16 protein-coding genes are annotated in these 15,197 nt (G+C 64.4%); 8 read left to right on the forward strand and 8 right to left on the reverse strand.

All coding sequences use genetic code 11. The features are described from left to right. Nucleotide 1: 1 nt before the first annotated feature. From ubiB to RBA95_RS01800, 6 genes are all read right to left on the reverse strand, one after another. Nucleotides 2-1,531, reverse strand: coding sequence for a 2-polyprenylphenol 6-hydroxylase (ubiB, locus tag RBA95_RS01775; protein ID WP_306015073.1), 1,530 nt, complete (start codon nt 1,529-1,531; stop codon nt 2-4). 365 nt (nt 1,532-1,896) lie between these two features. After that, entirely contained in the window at nt 1,897-3,105 is a 1,209-nt protein-coding gene (locus RBA95_RS01780) for an RNA polymerase sigma factor (protein ID WP_306015074.1), read from the reverse strand. Between the two features lie 31 nt (nt 3,106-3,136). Further along, entirely contained in the window at nt 3,137-3,481 is a 345-nt protein-coding gene (locus RBA95_RS01785) for a YciI family protein (RefSeq protein ID WP_306015075.1), read from the reverse strand. Further along, complete coding sequence (locus RBA95_RS01790) at nt 3,478-3,843, reverse strand: YciI family protein (protein ID WP_306015076.1); 366 nt, start codon at nt 3,841-3,843, stop codon at nt 3,478-3,480. The genes RBA95_RS01785 and RBA95_RS01790 overlap by 4 nt, the downstream gene beginning before the upstream one ends. A gap of 105 nt (nt 3,844-3,948) precedes the next feature. Next, nucleotides 3,949-4,722, reverse strand: a complete 774-nt coding sequence (locus RBA95_RS01795) for a class I SAM-dependent methyltransferase (protein WP_306015077.1) — start codon at nt 4,720-4,722, stop codon at nt 3,949-3,951. Nucleotides 4,723-4,783: 61 nt separating this feature from the next. Then, on the reverse strand, nt 4,784-5,434 hold the full coding sequence (locus RBA95_RS01800) for a hypothetical protein (protein WP_306015078.1): 651 nt from the start codon (nt 5,432-5,434) through the stop codon (nt 4,784-4,786). A 45-nt stretch (nt 5,435-5,479) separates the two neighbouring features. Between RBA95_RS01800 and mutM the strand changes: the two genes are divergently transcribed. The 8 genes from mutM (at nt 5,480) to RBA95_RS01840 (ending at nt 13,614) form a co-directional block, all read left to right on the forward strand. Further along, nucleotides 5,480-6,340, forward strand: coding sequence for a bifunctional DNA-formamidopyrimidine glycosylase/DNA-(apurinic or apyrimidinic site) lyase (gene mutM, locus RBA95_RS01805; RefSeq protein WP_306015079.1), 861 nt, complete (start codon nt 5,480-5,482; stop codon nt 6,338-6,340). Nucleotides 6,341-6,448: 108 nt separating this feature from the next. Next, nucleotides 6,449-7,363 carry a TraB/GumN family protein gene (locus RBA95_RS01810; RefSeq protein WP_306015080.1) on the forward strand — a complete coding sequence of 305 codons (915 nt, stop codon included), beginning with the start codon at nt 6,449-6,451 and terminating at the stop codon, nt 7,361-7,363. Nucleotides 7,364-7,470: 107 nt separating this feature from the next. Next, nucleotides 7,471-8,247, forward strand: coding sequence for an enoyl-CoA hydratase (locus tag RBA95_RS01815; RefSeq protein WP_306015081.1), 777 nt, complete (start codon nt 7,471-7,473; stop codon nt 8,245-8,247). Between the two features lie 120 nt (nt 8,248-8,367). Beyond that, nucleotides 8,368-8,637 (forward strand): 30S ribosomal protein S20, encoded by a 270-nt coding sequence (gene rpsT, locus RBA95_RS01820; RefSeq protein ID WP_306015082.1) that lies wholly within the window; start codon nt 8,368-8,370, stop codon nt 8,635-8,637. 456 nt (nt 8,638-9,093) lie between these two features. Then, nucleotides 9,094-10,530, forward strand: coding sequence for a chromosomal replication initiator protein DnaA (gene dnaA / locus RBA95_RS01825; protein ID WP_306015083.1), 1,437 nt, complete (start codon nt 9,094-9,096; stop codon nt 10,528-10,530). A gap of 123 nt (nt 10,531-10,653) precedes the next feature. Continuing rightward, nucleotides 10,654-11,772, forward strand: a complete 1,119-nt coding sequence (dnaN, locus tag RBA95_RS01830) for a DNA polymerase III subunit beta (protein ID WP_306015084.1) — start codon at nt 10,654-10,656, stop codon at nt 11,770-11,772. Then, nucleotides 11,769-12,935 carry a DNA replication/repair protein RecF gene (gene recF / locus RBA95_RS01835; RefSeq protein ID WP_306015085.1) on the forward strand — a complete coding sequence of 389 codons (1,167 nt, stop codon included), beginning with the start codon at nt 11,769-11,771 and terminating at the stop codon, nt 12,933-12,935. Before dnaN ends, recF begins: the two co-directional genes overlap by 4 nt. A gap of 37 nt (nt 12,936-12,972) precedes the next feature. After that, entirely contained in the window at nt 12,973-13,614 is a 642-nt protein-coding gene (locus RBA95_RS01840; protein ID WP_306015086.1) for a TetR/AcrR family transcriptional regulator, read from the forward strand. On the opposite strand, the gene RBA95_RS01845 is transcribed toward RBA95_RS01840, so the two are convergent. Further along, nucleotides 13,595-14,386 carry a CPBP family intramembrane glutamic endopeptidase gene (locus RBA95_RS01845; RefSeq protein WP_306015087.1) on the reverse strand — a complete coding sequence of 264 codons (792 nt, stop codon included), beginning with the start codon at nt 14,384-14,386 and terminating at the stop codon, nt 13,595-13,597. The genes RBA95_RS01840 and RBA95_RS01845 overlap by 20 nt on opposite strands. Nucleotides 14,387-14,492: 106 nt before the next feature. Then, complete coding sequence (gene thpR, locus RBA95_RS01850) at nt 14,493-15,080, reverse strand: RNA 2',3'-cyclic phosphodiesterase (protein ID WP_306015088.1); 588 nt, start codon at nt 15,078-15,080, stop codon at nt 14,493-14,495. Nucleotides 15,081-15,197 lie beyond the last annotated feature (117 nt).

A 15,197-nucleotide genomic window follows, 5' to 3' on the forward strand; every position in this document is an offset into this window, starting at 1 on the left:
ATCACATCACCGCCAGCAGGACCGCAATCGCACTGGCGGCGCCGGCGATCACGCCCAGCCCGGCGATCAGCCAGCGCCGGTCCGATGGCGGACGGGTGTCGCGTTCACGCAGCACCCGCGCCGTCTCGGTCAGTTCATCCAGCGTATCGGGCAGGCGCTTGATGGCGGATTTGGCGCGGTCAAACGCTTCGGTCAGGTCCTCGATCCGGCCTTGCGGGCCCAGCTCGCGGCGCATGAAGCGCTCCACGGCGGGGCCGGAGGCCTGCCACATATTGTGATCATCGGTCAGAAGCCGGCACACGCCCTCGGCCTGCACCATGGTCTTCTGCAAGAGGACCAGCTGGGGCTGAAGGTGCATGTCATAAAGATCGGTGATCTCGAACAATTGCATCAGCACACGGCTCATGGGCGTCTCGCCGGCGCTCTTGCCGAAGATCGGCTCGGCGACGGCGCGCAGGGCGCTGGCGAAATCGGCGCGGGAATGATGTTCGGGCACATAGCCGGCGTCGAAATGGGCCTGCGCCGCGCCATCATAATCACGGGTCAGGAAGCCATGAAGGATGCGCGCCAGATAGCGGCGCTCGCCCCGGCCCAGTCGTCCGATAATGCCGAAATCCACCGCCCAGAGGAGGCCCTGCTCGGTCACGAACAGATTGCCCGCATGCAGGTCGGCGTGAAACACGCCCTGTTCCAGCGCGGTCGACAGGAAGGCGTCGGTCAGATCGCCCGCCAGCTTGACGGTATCCACGCCCGCTGCCCTTACGGCGTCCAGATCGGTCAGGGGAATGGCGTCGATCCATTCGGTGGTCAGGACCTTCTTGGCGGTGAGCGGCCAGATGACGTCTGGGATGAAGAAGTTCTGTGCGGCGACGGCGGCTTCGCTCAGCTCATTGGCTGAGGCGGCCTCCAGTCGCAGGTCCAGCTCCAGCACCAGGGAACGCGCCACTGTCTCCACAAAGGCGCGCGGCTCCATGCGCTTGGACGCCGGGAACAGGCCTTCGGCCAGTCTTGAACCCAGCCTCATGGCGGCGATGTCGCGCTTGATCCGCTCGGCCACGTCCGGGCGCAGGATTTTCACCGCCACATCGCGACCATCGAGCGTTTTCGCCCTGTGAACCTGCGCGATGGAGGCGGCGGCGACCGGTTCGCCGAATTCCGAGAACAACGCGTCCACGGGCTGGCCGAATTCGGCCTCCAGCGTGGCGCGCGCCTTCTCCATGCCGAAGGGCTCCATCTTGTCCTGGAGCCGGGACAGGCCGCGGGCGAACTCGGCGCCGATGACATCCGCGCGCGTGGCCAGCACCTGACCGAATTTCACATAGGACGGGCCCAGCTTTTCCAGCGCATGGGCCAGGCGTTCGCCGGGATTTTTCGCGCGGTCACGAATGGCGATCAGACGGGCGAGCTTGCCCAGCACCCGCGCCGGCGCCGGAAAGGCCGACTGGTACTCTTCGGGGAAGATCGCGTCATGACGGGCCAGCGTCCAGGCGGCGCGCGTCAGGCGAAGGAAATTTGAGATCGTTCCAAACACGGCTGAGAGGTTTAGGGCGCGCGCACGCATTTGGCGAGGGGGCGCGGCGCCTTGCGGGCTGCGTCATGGTGATCCGCCGACACATGAGCGATCATTCCGGACGCGCTTGTTTCAGGGTGAAGGCGGACCTAGTGTTTCAGGGGAAAATCGCATCCATGGGTAGAATGTCGCCTTGTGATCAGGAAAGTCGGTTCATGATCGAGGAACAAGACTCCCAACCAGGAGCCTGGCTTGGCTTGTCGCCAAGCCTCTGGATAGCCCTACTTTTCGGCGTCTTTGTATTGGGGCCTCTTGTCATGGCCCCGTTTCTGGACGGAGTGTCAGATGCGATTGCAGGTCGACCGAACGCGGTTCAGGAGCGCCTTCTAGAGGAGTGAGGCCGCCCTGGCCTTTTCCAGATAGGCGCGCACGGCCGGGTCTGAACTCAGGGCGATCGCCCGGTCAAAAGCGTGCGCGGCGCCTGTCTTGTGTTCGGCCTGGGCCAGCCAGTGCGCCAACGCCGCCCAGTACGGTTGATAGGTCTCCGCCTGGTCCTTGAGTTCCGCCAAGCTTTCAAGCGCCCGTTCCGCGCCGAAGGCTTCGCCATGGGCGCAGGCGCGGGCGATCAAGGCGCCCAGCCCGGGCGCCTGCCGCACCAGAGCGTCATAGAGCGCTGCAGCGGCCAGCCAGTTCGTGTCGCCGGTCATGCGGCGTTCGGCGTGGACGGACTGGATCGACGCTTCCAGCGCATAGCGGGCGGGCGGGGCGAGTCTGAGCGCGCGGCGCAAGGCGGCTTCCGCCTGATTGAGGGTCGCCTCGCACCAGAGCCGGGGGTCCTGTTCAGACAGCGGAATGAACCGGCCCTGCTCATCGCGTCGCGCCGGTGTGCGCGCCTCGCAATGGGCGATCAGGGCATACAGGGCCCAGACTTCGGCGATGTCGGGCGCCAGTTCCGTCAGGATGCGGCTCAGATAGAACGCCTCGCTCGCCAATCCGCGCACCCGGCTCTCGCCGGCGCTGATCTCGTCCCATCCCGTGCCATAGGCGGCATAGATCGCATCAAGGACTGGCGAGATGCGTTCGTTCAGTTCAGCCTTGCCAGGTCGCTCGAACCGGGCGCGACGCTCTCTCAGCCGGGCTTTGCCGCGGGACAGGCGTTGGCCCATGGCCGCCGGGCTGACCAGGAAGGCCGAGCCGATCCGCGCCGCATCCAGCCCCAGCACGGCCTGCAACATGAGCGGCGTATGCAGCGCCGGGTCGAGATCGGGATGGGCGCAGGCGAGCATCAACCCCAGCCGGTCATCAGGCAGGGCGTCCGGGTCCTCGATATGCGCCAGTTCTTCGGCGCGCCGGATCAGGTCGGGCGCTGCCTGCGCCGCGCGGCCTGAATGCCGAGCGGCGTCAACCAGACGGTTGTGCGCGGATTTGAGCAGCCAGGCCTCGGGCCGTTTTGGCAGGCCTGTTTCGGTCCAGGCCTTCAGCGCGCGCTCAAAGGCGTCGGCAAGGGCGTCCTCGGCGCGTGTCAGATCCCCCCAACGCCGGGCGAGACTCGCAACCAGTCGTCCATAGGAGCGGCGCGCGACAGCCTCGGCCATCGCGCGCGCGTTCGCATCACTCTTATTGAGTTCAGACGTCGCCATAATCAGGCACGGGCCGGACCTCGATCTGGTCGCCCGGCAGGCGCGGGCACTGCTTCGCCCAGTCGAGCGCGGCATCCAGACTGTCGGCCTCGATCACGTAAAAGCCGCCCAGCTGTTCCTTGGTGTCGGCATAGGGGCCGTCCTGCACGCCGGCATCAGTGACCCGCCTGGCGGTTGCGGCCACGTCCAGCGGTTCGCCGGCGACCATCACCCCGGCCTTGTCCAGCGCCTCGGAATAGGCGCCGTGCTTTTCGAACATGGCCATTTGCTCGGCTTCGCTCAGGGCGGTCCACTGGCTTTCCGCGCCATAAATCAGAAGGGTGTATTTCATATGACGGTCTCCACGCTGTTGCTGATGAATTGAAGGGGGCGCACTTCCACGGCGCCATTGCGGGCCGCCGGGCAGCGCTCGGCCCAGCTCAGCGCATCCTCGACACTGTCCATGTCGAGCATGATGACGCCGCCCAGCTGTTCAGGCGAGTCCGAATACGGCCCGTCCGAGATCCGGCGCATCGCGCCGTTGCGTCGAAACACGACGCCGGTGTCAGGCGTCTGAAGGCAGGCGCCCAGGCAGACCTGGTCGTCCAGTGCGCCTGAATAGGCGGCCCAGCTTGACCAGTAGGCGGCGGCTTCGGGCCCCCGCCTGCGCGCAAAGTCACACGCGCTTTCGTAAATGAGGAGTGCAAACTGCATCATCCCCTCCCTGTTCCAGCCCTGCCCCGATGGCAGGGATGATCCAAGGACGGTCGAGCCGGGCCCGTTTCGACAGCCCGGCTGAAAAAGTTTGCAAAAAGCCGGCTAGAGCTTCCAGCCCATATGGATGGCGGCGATGCCGCCTGACAGGTTGGTCACGCTGACGCGCTTGAACCCGGCCTCTTCCAGCTCGCTGGCGAAGGCGTCCTGATGCGGGAATTTGCGGATGGATTCCACAAGGTACTGATAGCTGTCGCGATCCTTCGCCACCCATTCGCCGATCTTGGGGATCGCGTTGAACGACCAGGCGTCATACAGCTTTTCAAGCGGACGTGTGGTGGGGCGGGAAAACTCCAGGCAGACAAAGCGCCCGCCGGGCTTGAGCACGCGGCGCATATCTGTGAGCGCCTTGATCCGGTCGGTGACATTGCGGATGCCGAAGCCGATGGTGATCGCATCCGCCACACCATCGTCAAACGGCATGCATTCCGCATTGGCCGTGCACCAGTCCAGCCGGTCGCGTTCGCCGCGCTTGAGGCCCGCAAGCAGCATCTGCTCATTGATGTCGGCGACCACGGCCTCGGCGTACTGGTCCGTACCGCGGCGCTGGGTCATGGCGTCAGCGCGATCGAGCCAGGCGCGGGCGATGTCGCCGGTGCCGCCGGCCACGTCGATCAGGCGCGCGCCCGGGCGCGGTCCGGCCTTGGTGACGGTGATGTCCTTCCAGACCCGGTGCACCCCCAGGCTCATCAGATCGTTCATCAGGTCGTATTTGCGCGCCGAGCGGTCAAATACGTTGCGAACAAGGCCCTGCTTTTCGCCGCGGGCCACATCCTTGAAGCCAAAGGAGACGGTGTCGTGATCAGAGGTCTGGGTCATGGGAGCCAAGCTAGTGCGCGAACGCCGGGAGCGCCAGCGTTCGATGCCGCGCCGAAACGCCTCATTCGACATCGAGCGATGTGAGCGCTCGCTCTCCGGCGACATAGCCATAAAGCGTGAAGCCGGCCGTCTCACGCCATCCCCCCGCCCCGCCATAAAACGCAAGCAGCATGGGATCGCCCTTCGGCGCATAGGCGCTCAGCCGGTAGGCGCAGGCGGTGGCCAGGGACAGGCCGTCCACTTCGCGCGTCGGATCCGCCTGGGTGGCCAGCACTTTGAGGCCCGCGCCGGCCTGGGACAGGTCATCACAGGCCCGGCTGAGATGGGGCCACAGGCCGCGCCATTGGGTGCAGATCACCGCCGGCTGATCGAGCATGGCGCTGTCGTCCTCGGCATAGATCCTCCAGTTCACCGGATACGGGCCGCCCTCGGCCAGACGGACCTGCATTTCCGGAAGGGCGCGTGTCAGCGGCCCCATCAGGGCGGAGACTTCGTGACGGTGTCCGGCGTCCGCCGGGTTGGCGGTGAGGGTGTGATCGATTTCAAGCGCCAGCTCGATCGCCAGATCGCGGGTCCAGGGATTGCGGACCCGTCGGGCATAATCAAGGGGCGCATCCGCGTCCGCACGCCGTTCGGTCAGCGCCCTGAGGGCGGCTGTCACGCACTGGCGCGCGTCATGCGCATCGACAAGGCTCGCGCGCCTGTCGCTCATGGCCTATCTCCTCCCCCCAAGGACCTCAGTTCCAGGATAGTCTAGATGCCCGAATTGCCAGAAGTCGAGACGGTCAGGCGCGGACTGGCGCCCGCCATGGAGGGACGCCGCATCCTGAGCGCCGAGGCGCACCGGCCGGATCTGCGGTTCGCCTTCCCCGAACGGTTCGCGGCCCGGCTGACCGGAACCCGTGTGGAGCGGATCGACCGGCGGTCGAAATATCTCCTGGTGCGGCTGGGCTCGGGCGAGACCTTGCTGATGCATCTGGGGATGTCGGGCCGGTTTTCGGTCACGGCCGAGGATATCAGCCGCCAGCCGGGCGATTTTGTCTATGCCGCGCCCGCCAATCCGGCCCATGACCATGTCGTGTTCGAGATGGAGGGCGGGGTGACGGTCACCTATAACGATCCGCGCCGCTTCGGCTTCATGACGCTCTATGCGACAGACGCCGAGGATGAGCAGGCGTATCTCAAGGATCTGGGCCCCGAACCGCTGTCGAACGGGTTTTCCGAAGCGCGCCTGAACACGGCGTTCAAGGGCCGCCGCAGCCCGGTCAAGTCGGGCTTGCTCGATCAGCATGTCGTCGCCGGTCTGGGCAATATCTATGTGTGTGAAGCGCTCTGGCGGGCGCGGATCAGTCCGCGGCGTTTGTGCCAGTCCATACCCGGGGTCAGGGCGTCTCGCCTGGCGCCGGCGGTCCGGGCGGTGATCGCCGAGGCGATCGAGGCGGGCGGCTCCACCTTGCGTGATTACGCGGGCGCGGATGGGGCGATGGGCTATTTCCAGCACAGGTTCGATGTGTACGGCCGTGAGGGGGAGCCCTGTCATCGCTGTGAAGACGCAAGGGTCGAGCGGATCGTGCAATCGGGGCGGTCGAGCTTTTTCTGTCCATCTTGCCAGCGCTAGGCGAAGCTGATCTCAACATGAACTTTTGGTAACTCTTCCGGTTTGGGTTGAACCGCGAGGTGGGGCGTTTAACCCTTGCGGCCAAATCTTTTGAGGGATGAGGAACTGATGCTCAAACGCATGCTTGCAGCCTGTTTAGGACTGACTGTACTCGCCGCCCCGGCGATGGCCCAAACCATGGACGTGGAAGAGGCCGAAATCGGTCCGGCCATCTGGATGCTCGAGGATGAGGACAATATCGCCTACATCTTGGGCACCATTCACCTGCTCAAGCCTGAAACCGAATGGCGCACCGAATTTTTCGATGAGATCCTGTCCGGAGCCGACCAGGTCTGGTTTGAAGCGGACGTCCACAGCGCTGAAGCACAGGCTCAGATGCAGGCTCTGGTGCCGCAGCTCGGCATGAATCCGCAGGGCGTCACCTTGTCATCCATGCTCAGCGACGACGCCAAGGCTGACATGGCGACCCTCGCTGGGCGGATGGGCGTGCCTGAAACGGCGATGATGTCGTCCATGGATCCGCTCCAGCCCTGGCTGGCGAGTGTGTCCCTGGCGTCCACCATGGCCATGGCCCAGGGCTATGATCCGCAATATGGCGTTGAAGCCGCGCTGCGGCCGATGATCGAACCGGTGACCGACGATGTGCGGTATTTCGAGACGGCCGAGCAGCAGCTGGGCTTCCTGTCCGGTCTGCCCCGGGATGTGCAATTGCGCGACCTGGAAAGCGCCCTGGAGCAATCGGTTGAAGAGCCGCACCTGCTTGATGACCTGGCGATGGCCTGGGAAGTCGGCGACATCGACATGATTGACCATCTTATCAATGACCGGATGAAATCGGACTCGCCGGAGATGTATCAGGCCCTCATCGTGAACCGGAATTATGACTGGGGCGAGCAGATCGACCAGATCATGATGGGCGATGAGGATGTTCTTATCGCGGTCGGCGTGGGGCACCTGCCCGGCGAGGACGGACTCGCGGAAGTGCTGCGCAATCTGGGATATGGTGTCTGGCGGGTTCAGTAGACGGGCTGAAGGCGCGGGGGTGACCCGCGCCTTCGCTTCCGCTAAGAGAGCGCCCGTTTTGCCGTCTATCCCGCGCTCAAGGGCGCGTAACTGCATCGGAGGGCCGCATGGCCTACAATACGATCCAAGTGAAAACCGAAGGCCGGGTGGGCGTCATCACCCTGGACCGTCCGTCCGCCCTGAACGCGCTGTGCGACGAGCTCACCACCGAGCTCAAGGACGCCCTGTCCGCGTTCGAGCGTGATGAAGAGATCGGCTGCGTGATCCTGACCGGCTCCGCCAAGGCGTTCGCTGCGGGCGCCGACATCAAGGAGCTCCAGGAAAAGGACTTCGTGTCCCTGTACAAGCACGATCCCTTTGCGGAGACCTGGGAAAGCGTGGCGCGTTTCCGCAAGCCGATCATTGCGGCGGTGTCCGGCTATGCGCTGGGCGGCGGCTGCGAGATCGCCATGATGTGCGATTTCATCATTGCGTCGGAGACCGCCAAGTTCGGCCAGCCTGAAATCAATCTCGGCGTCATGCCGGGCGCGGGCGGCACCCAGCGTCTGCCGCGCGCCGTGGGCAAGGCCAAGGCCATGGACATGTGCCTGACCGGGCGGATGATGCCGGCCGAAGAGGCCGAGCGTGCGGGTCTGGTGAGCCGCATCGTGCCGGCGGAAGAGCTGCTGGACGTGGCCATGGAAGCGGCGACCACGATCGCGTCCAAATCCCTGCCTATCGCCATGATGACCAAGGAAGCGGTCAACATGGCCTTTGAGATGGGCCTGGCCGAGGGCGTGCGTTTCGAACGCCGCGTCTTCCAGTCCCAGTTCGCCACCGAAGACCAGACCGAAGGCATGGCCGCGTTTGCTGACAAACGCGCTGCGCATTTCAAGCATCGGTGATGAATCTTGGCGTATACCGGTTGACCGCACCTGCGCGGACCGGTATACGCCGCGCCTCATAGTTTTACCCGGCGGCCGGCTTTGGCCTGGCGCCCTTGATCATACGGATCTGGAGACCTCATGGCGAACACGTCATCCGCCAAGAAAATGGCGCGCAAGATTGAGCGCCGCACGGCCCTGAACAAAGCCCGCCGCACGCGCATGCGCACCTACGTCAAGAAACTCGACGCGGCCATCGCGACCGGCGACCAGGAGCAGGCTCGCGCCGCACTGCGCACCGCGGAGTCCGAGCTGATGAAAGCGGTCAGCAAAGGCGTCATCCACAAGAACGCCGGCGCTCGCAAGGTGTCCCGCCTTTCGGCCCGCGTGAAGTCGATGACGGCTTCTTAAAAGCTGGTCCATACCCGGACTAAAAAAGAACGCCCGCACAAAGCTGTGCGGGCGTTCTTTTTTGTTCCGCATCAAAATGACCCACATACCAAAGTCCATATAAATCAACGCAGTAATAAGTTAATTCGGGCGGGATCGGCGGCTGGCGCTAGATCACCAAAACGCGCCAAGGCAAGCCCTGAAAACAGCGAAAATTTTTTTCAGAACGCAAACGCCCGACCTGCTTTAGGAATCAACCTGTCAAGCGCGGAATCCGAAAATTGCGTGGGTTAATCATGTTGATTCGCACGCGCGCGGCGGTAACCTGACGACCTCGACGGAGTTGTCCCCACACGGACCGAAGCTAGTCCGCCGAGCGCGAAAATATGCGTGCTCGGTGCGGGAGAACTACGTTCAAAATCAAGCCGCGACTTCGGTCATACCGGGGCGCGCAGAGTGGAATAAAGGTTGGGGCTCATGGGGTATTCTCAAGATGCGACGGCGCGGCGTAGCGGGATGGATATGACGGATTCCAGCTCGATCGTCGCCGTCTGGCGCGCTGTCCGCGCCCGCTTGCGTGAGGAATGCGGAGATCTGGTCTATGCCGCCGAGATCGCGCGGCTTCGCGTGGAGCCGGATTCTGCAGGTCGCGTGTGCGTGATCTGTCCGAACGAGTTCGGGCGCGCCTGGGTCGAGGACAATGTGGGCGTTCGCCTGCGCGCCCTGTGGGCGAATGTCGCCGAGCAGGCCTGTGACATCGTCATCTGCACCGAGAAGACTCTTTCCAGCGCCAAGTCCCAGTCCACGAGCGTGGCAGCGCTCAATGCGGGCGGCGTGTCTGAAACCGCGGCCCTGCCGCCGGTGGAGAGCGCCGAGCCCGAAGCCAAGCGCGAAGCCCGTTTCACGTTTGACACCTTCATGGTGGGCTCGGCCAACATGATGGCGGCAACCGCCGCGCGCGCCGTGGCCAGCGCTGACGCCCCGCCTTTCAACCCGGTCTTCTTTCATGGCGATTACGGGGTGGGCAAATCCCACCTTCTGGCCGCCATTGCCCACTCCTCCACGCTCAGCGGCAAGCGCAAGAAGGTGCTGTATCTGACCGCGGAAGAATTCCTCAACGGCTTCCAGTCCGCCCTGCGCGCCCGCGATGTCCAGCCCTTCAAGGATCTGGTGCGCGATTGCGACATGCTGCTGATCGATGACGTGCACTTCATCTGCGGCAAGCCGCGGACCGAGGATGAATTCCTGCAGACCGTCACCGCCCTGATCAGCGCGGAGAAGCAGGTCGTGCTCGCCTCCCATTGCGCCCCGTCCCAGCTCAGCGTGTCCGATGATCGTCTGCGCAACATCCTGGCCGGCGGCTTCAACTGCCCGCTCCAGGGGCCGGATCTCGACCTGCGCCGCAAGATCCTCGATTGCAAGATCGCCCAGGCGCGCAATCATTGCCCGGATCTGGAAGTGCCCGAGACCGTGCGCGATTTCCTGGCGGCGCGTGTGACCAGCTCGGCGCGCGAATTGGAAGGCGTGCTCAACAACATCATCGTGCGCACCGCCTATATGAACCGTCCCGTCACCATGGAGACGGTGGAGGAGGCGCTGGGCGAGCTGCCGGTGAAGGCCGAGCGCCGGATCACGGTCGACGACATCCAGAAGACCGTGGCGTCCTACTTCTCCATCACGGTGGACGACCTGATCTCCAAGCGCCGCACCAAGGCGGTGGTCCGTCCCCGGCACATCGCCATGTACCTGGCCAAGAGCATGACCACCCGGTCCCTGCCCGATATCGGGCGCCGCTTTGGCGGACGCGATCACTCCACGGTCATTCACGCGGTGAACAAGATCAGCGAGAGCCTCACCTCCGACGCGGTTCTGGCCGAAGATGTCGAGGCGCTGCGCCGCCGCTTGCGGGGTTAAGCAGTTTCATTGAAAAACGACCGCAAGACCCCCTTCTTGCGGTCGTTTTTTTTAGGCTATGGTGCTTGACCCAAATCAGGCGATTCTCGCCCCCTGTTCTGAATTCTCTGTTTGAGGCGACACATGAAGCTCACGATAGAGCGCGCGATCCTGCTCAAGGCGCTGGGCCACGTTCAGGCCGTCGTGGAGCGCCGCAACACCATTCCGATCCTGTCCAATGTCCTGATCAACGCGTCGGACGGCTTCGCCCGCTTCACCGCGACCGATCTCGACATGGAGATCGTGGAGGAGGCGGAAGCCCAGGTGGAGCGCGATGGTCTGATCACCGCGCCTGCGCACACCCTTTATGAAATCGCCCGCAAGCTGCCCGAAGGCAGCCAGGTGACGCTGGAGCTGGGCGGTGACGATCCGCGCATCCTGCTGTCGGCGGGCCGCTCGCGCTTCAACCTGCCGATCTTGCCGCCGGGTGATTTTCCGGTCATGCCCACAGAGGATCTGGCGGTCAGCTTCACCGCGCCCGCCAGCGAGATCGCGCGGCTGATCGACAAGACCAAGTTCGCCATCTCCACCGAAGAGACGCGCTATTATCTCAACGGCATCCATCTGCACGCCGCAGAGCGCGACGGGCGCAAGACCCTGCGCGCGGTGGCCACCGACGGACACCGTCTGGCGCTGGCGGAAACCGATCTGCCCGACGGCGCCATGGGCATGCCGGCGGTGATCGTGCCCCGCAAGCCGATCCAGGAATTGCGTCGTTTGCTCGAAGATCTGGACGGCGACGTGGATGTGTCCGTGTCCGAAGGCAAGATCCGCTTCCAGCTGGGCGCGGCGGTGCTGACCTCGAAACTGATCGACGGCACCTTCCCCGACTATGAGCGGGTGATCCCGCGCGGCAATGACAAGGTGATGCGTATCGATCGCGCGCCCTTCGCCCAGGCCGTGGACCGGGTCGCCACCATCAGCCAGGAAAAATCACGCTCTGTGAAGCTGTCGCTCGCGCCGGGCCAGGTCACCCTCACCGTGAACAATCCCGAAAGCGGCGCCGCCAGCGAGGAGCTGGTCGCCGATTACAGCGCGGACGAGATGACCATCGGTTTCAACGCCCGCTATCTGCTGGATGTGGCCAGCCAGATCGAAGGCGATGAAGCGATCTTCGAACTGGCCGATTCCGGTTCGCCCACCCGCGTCACCGATTCCGGCGACCAGGATGCGGAATATGTGCTGATGCCGCTGCGGGTGTGACCAGCGGCGGCCCTGATACCGGTGGGCCCGCCGTTTCCCGGCTCAAGCTCACCGGTTTTCGCAATTATGCCCGTCTCGACCTCGCGCTGGATGCGCGTCCGGTCGCCCTGTTTGGCGAGAACGGGGCGGGCAAGACCAATCTGGTGGAAGCGGTCTCCTTTCTGGGTCCGGGGCGCGGCCTGCGCGCCGCCGGAGCGGACGCCGTGCGTCGCCGCACCGAAGACGGCGTTGATCCGCTCTGGGCGGTCTATGCCGAGGCGATCACGCCTGAAGGCCCGGTCAGCCTCGCCACCGGCGCTGACCCCCAGAACCCCACACGCCGCCGAACGAAACTGGATGGCGCCGCCGCGACCCAGACCGAGCTGGCGCGCCTGATCCCCATGCTTTGGCTGACCCCGCGTGAAGACCGTCTCTGGGCCGGGCCGCGGGCGGACCGCTTGCGCTTCTTTGACCGGCTGGTGCTGGCCGCGGCGCCCGATCACGCCAGCTCGGCCAGCGCCTATGAGAAATCCATGAAGGAGCGCCAGCGCCTGCTTGATCGCATGGCCGAGGGTGGTCGCGCCGATCCGGACTGGCTCAAGGCGCTCGAAGCGGAAATGGCGGCGGCGGGCGTGGCGCTGGCGGCGGCGCGCCTTGATGCCCTGGCGCGCTTGCAGGACGAGATCGACACAAGACCCGAAAGCCAGTTCCCCAAGGCGGATCTGGCGCTGGACGGCGCAGTGGAAGCCCGGCTGGCAGAGGGGATGAAAGCGGGCGAGGCGGAAGACTGGTTCATCGAGGAGCTGTTGCGCGTGCGACCGCGTGACAGTGCGGCGGGGCGGGCGCTGACTGGCCCGCATCGCACCGAGCTTGAAGCGCGACACCGCACCAAGGACCAGCCCGCATCCGATTGTTCGACGGGCGAACAGAAATCCATGGTGCTGGGTTTGGCGCTGGCCCAGGCCGCGGCCATCCGGCGCGTTTCAGGTCGCGGGCCCGTACTGATCTTTGACGAGGCGTGTGCGCATCTGGATGCAGCCCGTCGCGAAGGCCTGGCGCAGACGGTTCTGGACCTGTCGGTGCAGGCTTTCATGACGGGCGTCGAGCCGGTTCTGTTTGACGCCTTTGGCGCAGGCGCGCAGCGGGTGGAAGTCCGCGACGGCGCCGCCCGGCTCCTTGACTGACTTGCCATTGCGATCTGATCGGAGTTCAACCGTTCCCATGAAAGGCGCCAAACCCGCTCTGCAGACCCGGTCCCAGCAAACGCGCGACAAGCTGGTCGCGGCGCTGGAACGCCTGCTGCGCCAGAAAGCCTTCGAGCAGATTTCCGTCGCCGAGATCGCTCAGGAGGCCGGGGTGTCTGTGGGAGCCGTCTATAACCGGTTTGAAAACAAGGACGCCTTCATCCCTGTCCTGTTCGAGCTGTACAAGGCGCGGCTCGATGACCATGCGGCGGACCAGACGGCCGAGGCGGAAACCGATGCCGATGAGAGCCTGCGCGGCGTCTTGCGGCGGTCCTTGCGGGTGGGCGCGCGGTTCATTGCGCGCGAAGCCCATCTGATGCGGGCGGTGCATCTGTATGCGCGCATCCGGCCGGATCTGATCGGCGAAGGCTGGGAAGAGATTACAGAGACGGCCCGGCAATCGCTGGCCGCCCTGTATGATCATTTCGACGCCGACATCACCCAGCGAGACCGGGAGCGGGCGGTGGAAACCCTCGCCTATTTTCTCAATACGGCGCTGATCGAGGCGGGTCTGTATCCCGATCTGGGGCCGCCCGCGCCCCGAGGGCTGAGCCTTGAGGCGCTGGCGGAGGAGCTGGCCGATTTCGCCTGGGGCTATCTTACGGCGCCGCGGGCGTAAGCGTGGCGGCGGGTTTCCGGCTCAGATAGAGATAGAGCCCGCCCACCATATCCGCCGCGATATGCACGATGATGGCGGGCCAGAGCGACCTGGACAGCACGACCAGCACCGTCAGGCCGATGGTGATGGGAATGATGCGGATCATGCCCGACACGCCCTGATAGGTGTGGAAACCGATAAAGATGATCATGGAGACGAGTGCCGCGGCCCAGAGCGGCATGACCAGTACCAGCGCGCCCAGCAGGAAGCCCCGGAAAATGATCTCCTCGTTCCAGCCGGCGCTGATCGCCATCAGCTGAAAGCGCCGGTGTTCGATGGCCGTGCGCGGCTGGATCATGTCGACGCCTTCCATGCCGTCCAGCGCCTTGGCCATTTCGGCCCGACCCTCAGATGTGCGCAGCGGCAGAAGCTGGCTCAGCAAAAACAGGACAAAGACGGTGGCGACCGCCCAGCCGGCCCAGCCGCGCCAGGCGCCGTCACCGGTCAGCTCGGGCAGGGTGAGGCCCAATGCGTCAAGATCGCGCCCGGACCCCAACCAGCAGGCCAGACAGATGCCGCCCAACAGCCAGAGCATGATGATGGTTTCAGTCATGGTCTTCAGCGTGTTGCGCTCTGCCGTCTCGGAGGCGCGTTTGCGCGCCGCCCTTGTGCTGCATTCGGCATAGATGAAAGCGATCACGATGGCCGTCATGCCCGCAAAGAGCGCGGGTTCGGAGGCCACTGCGAGCACAAAACGCTCGGCGATCGAGAGGTTCGAAGAAGCGGCAGACATGGATCGAAGCTCCAATAAGAATACGAATTCATATTCATATTCTGCATCGGGCCGGATTTGTCAATTCCGGCGGCCAAATCACTTGGTAGAGGGATATGAGGCCGGCTCAGCCGAGCAGCGGATATTCCGTCTCGATCCGGTACAGATTGGGGGTGTGGGATTTGCGCGCCCAGCTGGAATACAGATGGAAGCGGTCCACCGTGAACGGGTCGGACTTGAACAGGCCCAGCCTTTGTTCAAAGCGCTGGACCCGCCCCATATCCACATCCCGGTTCAGATAGGCCAGCGTCAGATGGGGCAGATAGGCGCGCTTCTCGATCTCAACGCCGGCCTGTCGCGCGGCCTTCCGGCACTGCCGCGCCAGATCCATCAAGGCGGGGTGGCGTTCCACTCCGAGCCAGATTGCGCTGGGATCGCCGCCGCCAAACCGCCCCGCGCCTTCCAGCCGCAACTCAAAGGGCGCCACGCGCACCTGGCCCAGGGCGGAATCGAGCTCTTCGATCACGGGCTCGTCGAGCTCGCCGTAAAAGCACAAGGTGATGTGCAGGTTCTCGCGCGGCCGCCAGTTGGCGTCCGGCACGCCGGTCATCTCATCGCAAGCCTGATCGGCGACGGTTTCAGACAGGGGCAGGGCGGCGAAGACACGGAGCGACATGATCCCAAGGGGCATGCCGGGAGTGATCGCGTCAAGCATGCAACGGCTCTGTGTGATGAAATCCCTTTAATATAAAGGGGTATTGCGATGCATGACGCTCCGGTTTCTCTTGAAACCCGAGCGCAAAACTCCGATATTCAGCCTCACAAGGCGCAG

This window comes from Oceanicaulis sp. MMSF_3324 (assembly GCF_030733545.1).
GTDB lineage: Bacteria > Pseudomonadota > Alphaproteobacteria > Caulobacterales > Maricaulaceae > Oceanicaulis.

Bases quoted from the DNA above. Each gene is read 5' to 3' on its own strand.
- RBA95_RS01845 (WP_306015087.1), bottom strand. From the start codon at position 14,386: ATGTCTGCCGCTTCTTCGAACCTCTCGATCGCCGAGCGTTTTGTGCTC.
- thpR (WP_306015088.1), bottom strand. From the start codon at position 15,080: ATGCTTGACGCGATCACTCCCGGCATGCCCCTTGGGATCATGTCGCTC.
- RBA95_RS01810 (WP_306015080.1), top strand. From the start codon at position 6,449: ATGCTCAAACGCATGCTTGCAGCCTGTTTAGGACTGACTGTACTCGCC.
- RBA95_RS01795 (WP_306015077.1), bottom strand. From the start codon at position 4,722: ATGACCCAGACCTCTGATCACGACACCGTCTCCTTTGGCTTCAAGGAT.
- RBA95_RS01840 (WP_306015086.1), top strand. From the start codon at position 12,973: ATGAAAGGCGCCAAACCCGCTCTGCAGACCCGGTCCCAGCAAACGCGC.
- RBA95_RS01780 (WP_306015074.1), bottom strand. From the start codon at position 3,105: ATGGCCGAGGCTGTCGCGCGCCGCTCCTATGGACGACTGGTTGCGAGT.
- rpsT (WP_306015082.1), top strand. From the start codon at position 8,368: ATGGCGAACACGTCATCCGCCAAGAAAATGGCGCGCAAGATTGAGCGC.
- RBA95_RS01800 (WP_306015078.1), bottom strand. From the start codon at position 5,434: ATGAGCGACAGGCGCGCGAGCCTTGTCGATGCGCATGACGCGCGCCAG.
- RBA95_RS01790 (WP_306015076.1), bottom strand. From the start codon at position 3,843: ATGCAGTTTGCACTCCTCATTTACGAAAGCGCGTGTGACTTTGCGCGC.
- RBA95_RS01785 (WP_306015075.1), bottom strand. From the start codon at position 3,481: ATGAAATACACCCTTCTGATTTATGGCGCGGAAAGCCAGTGGACCGCC.
- dnaN (WP_306015084.1), top strand. From the start codon at position 10,654: ATGAAGCTCACGATAGAGCGCGCGATCCTGCTCAAGGCGCTGGGCCAC.
- RBA95_RS01815 (WP_306015081.1), top strand. From the start codon at position 7,471: ATGGCCTACAATACGATCCAAGTGAAAACCGAAGGCCGGGTGGGCGTC.
- dnaA (WP_306015083.1), top strand. From the start codon at position 9,094: ATGGGGTATTCTCAAGATGCGACGGCGCGGCGTAGCGGGATGGATATG.
- mutM (WP_306015079.1), top strand. From the start codon at position 5,480: ATGCCCGAATTGCCAGAAGTCGAGACGGTCAGGCGCGGACTGGCGCCC.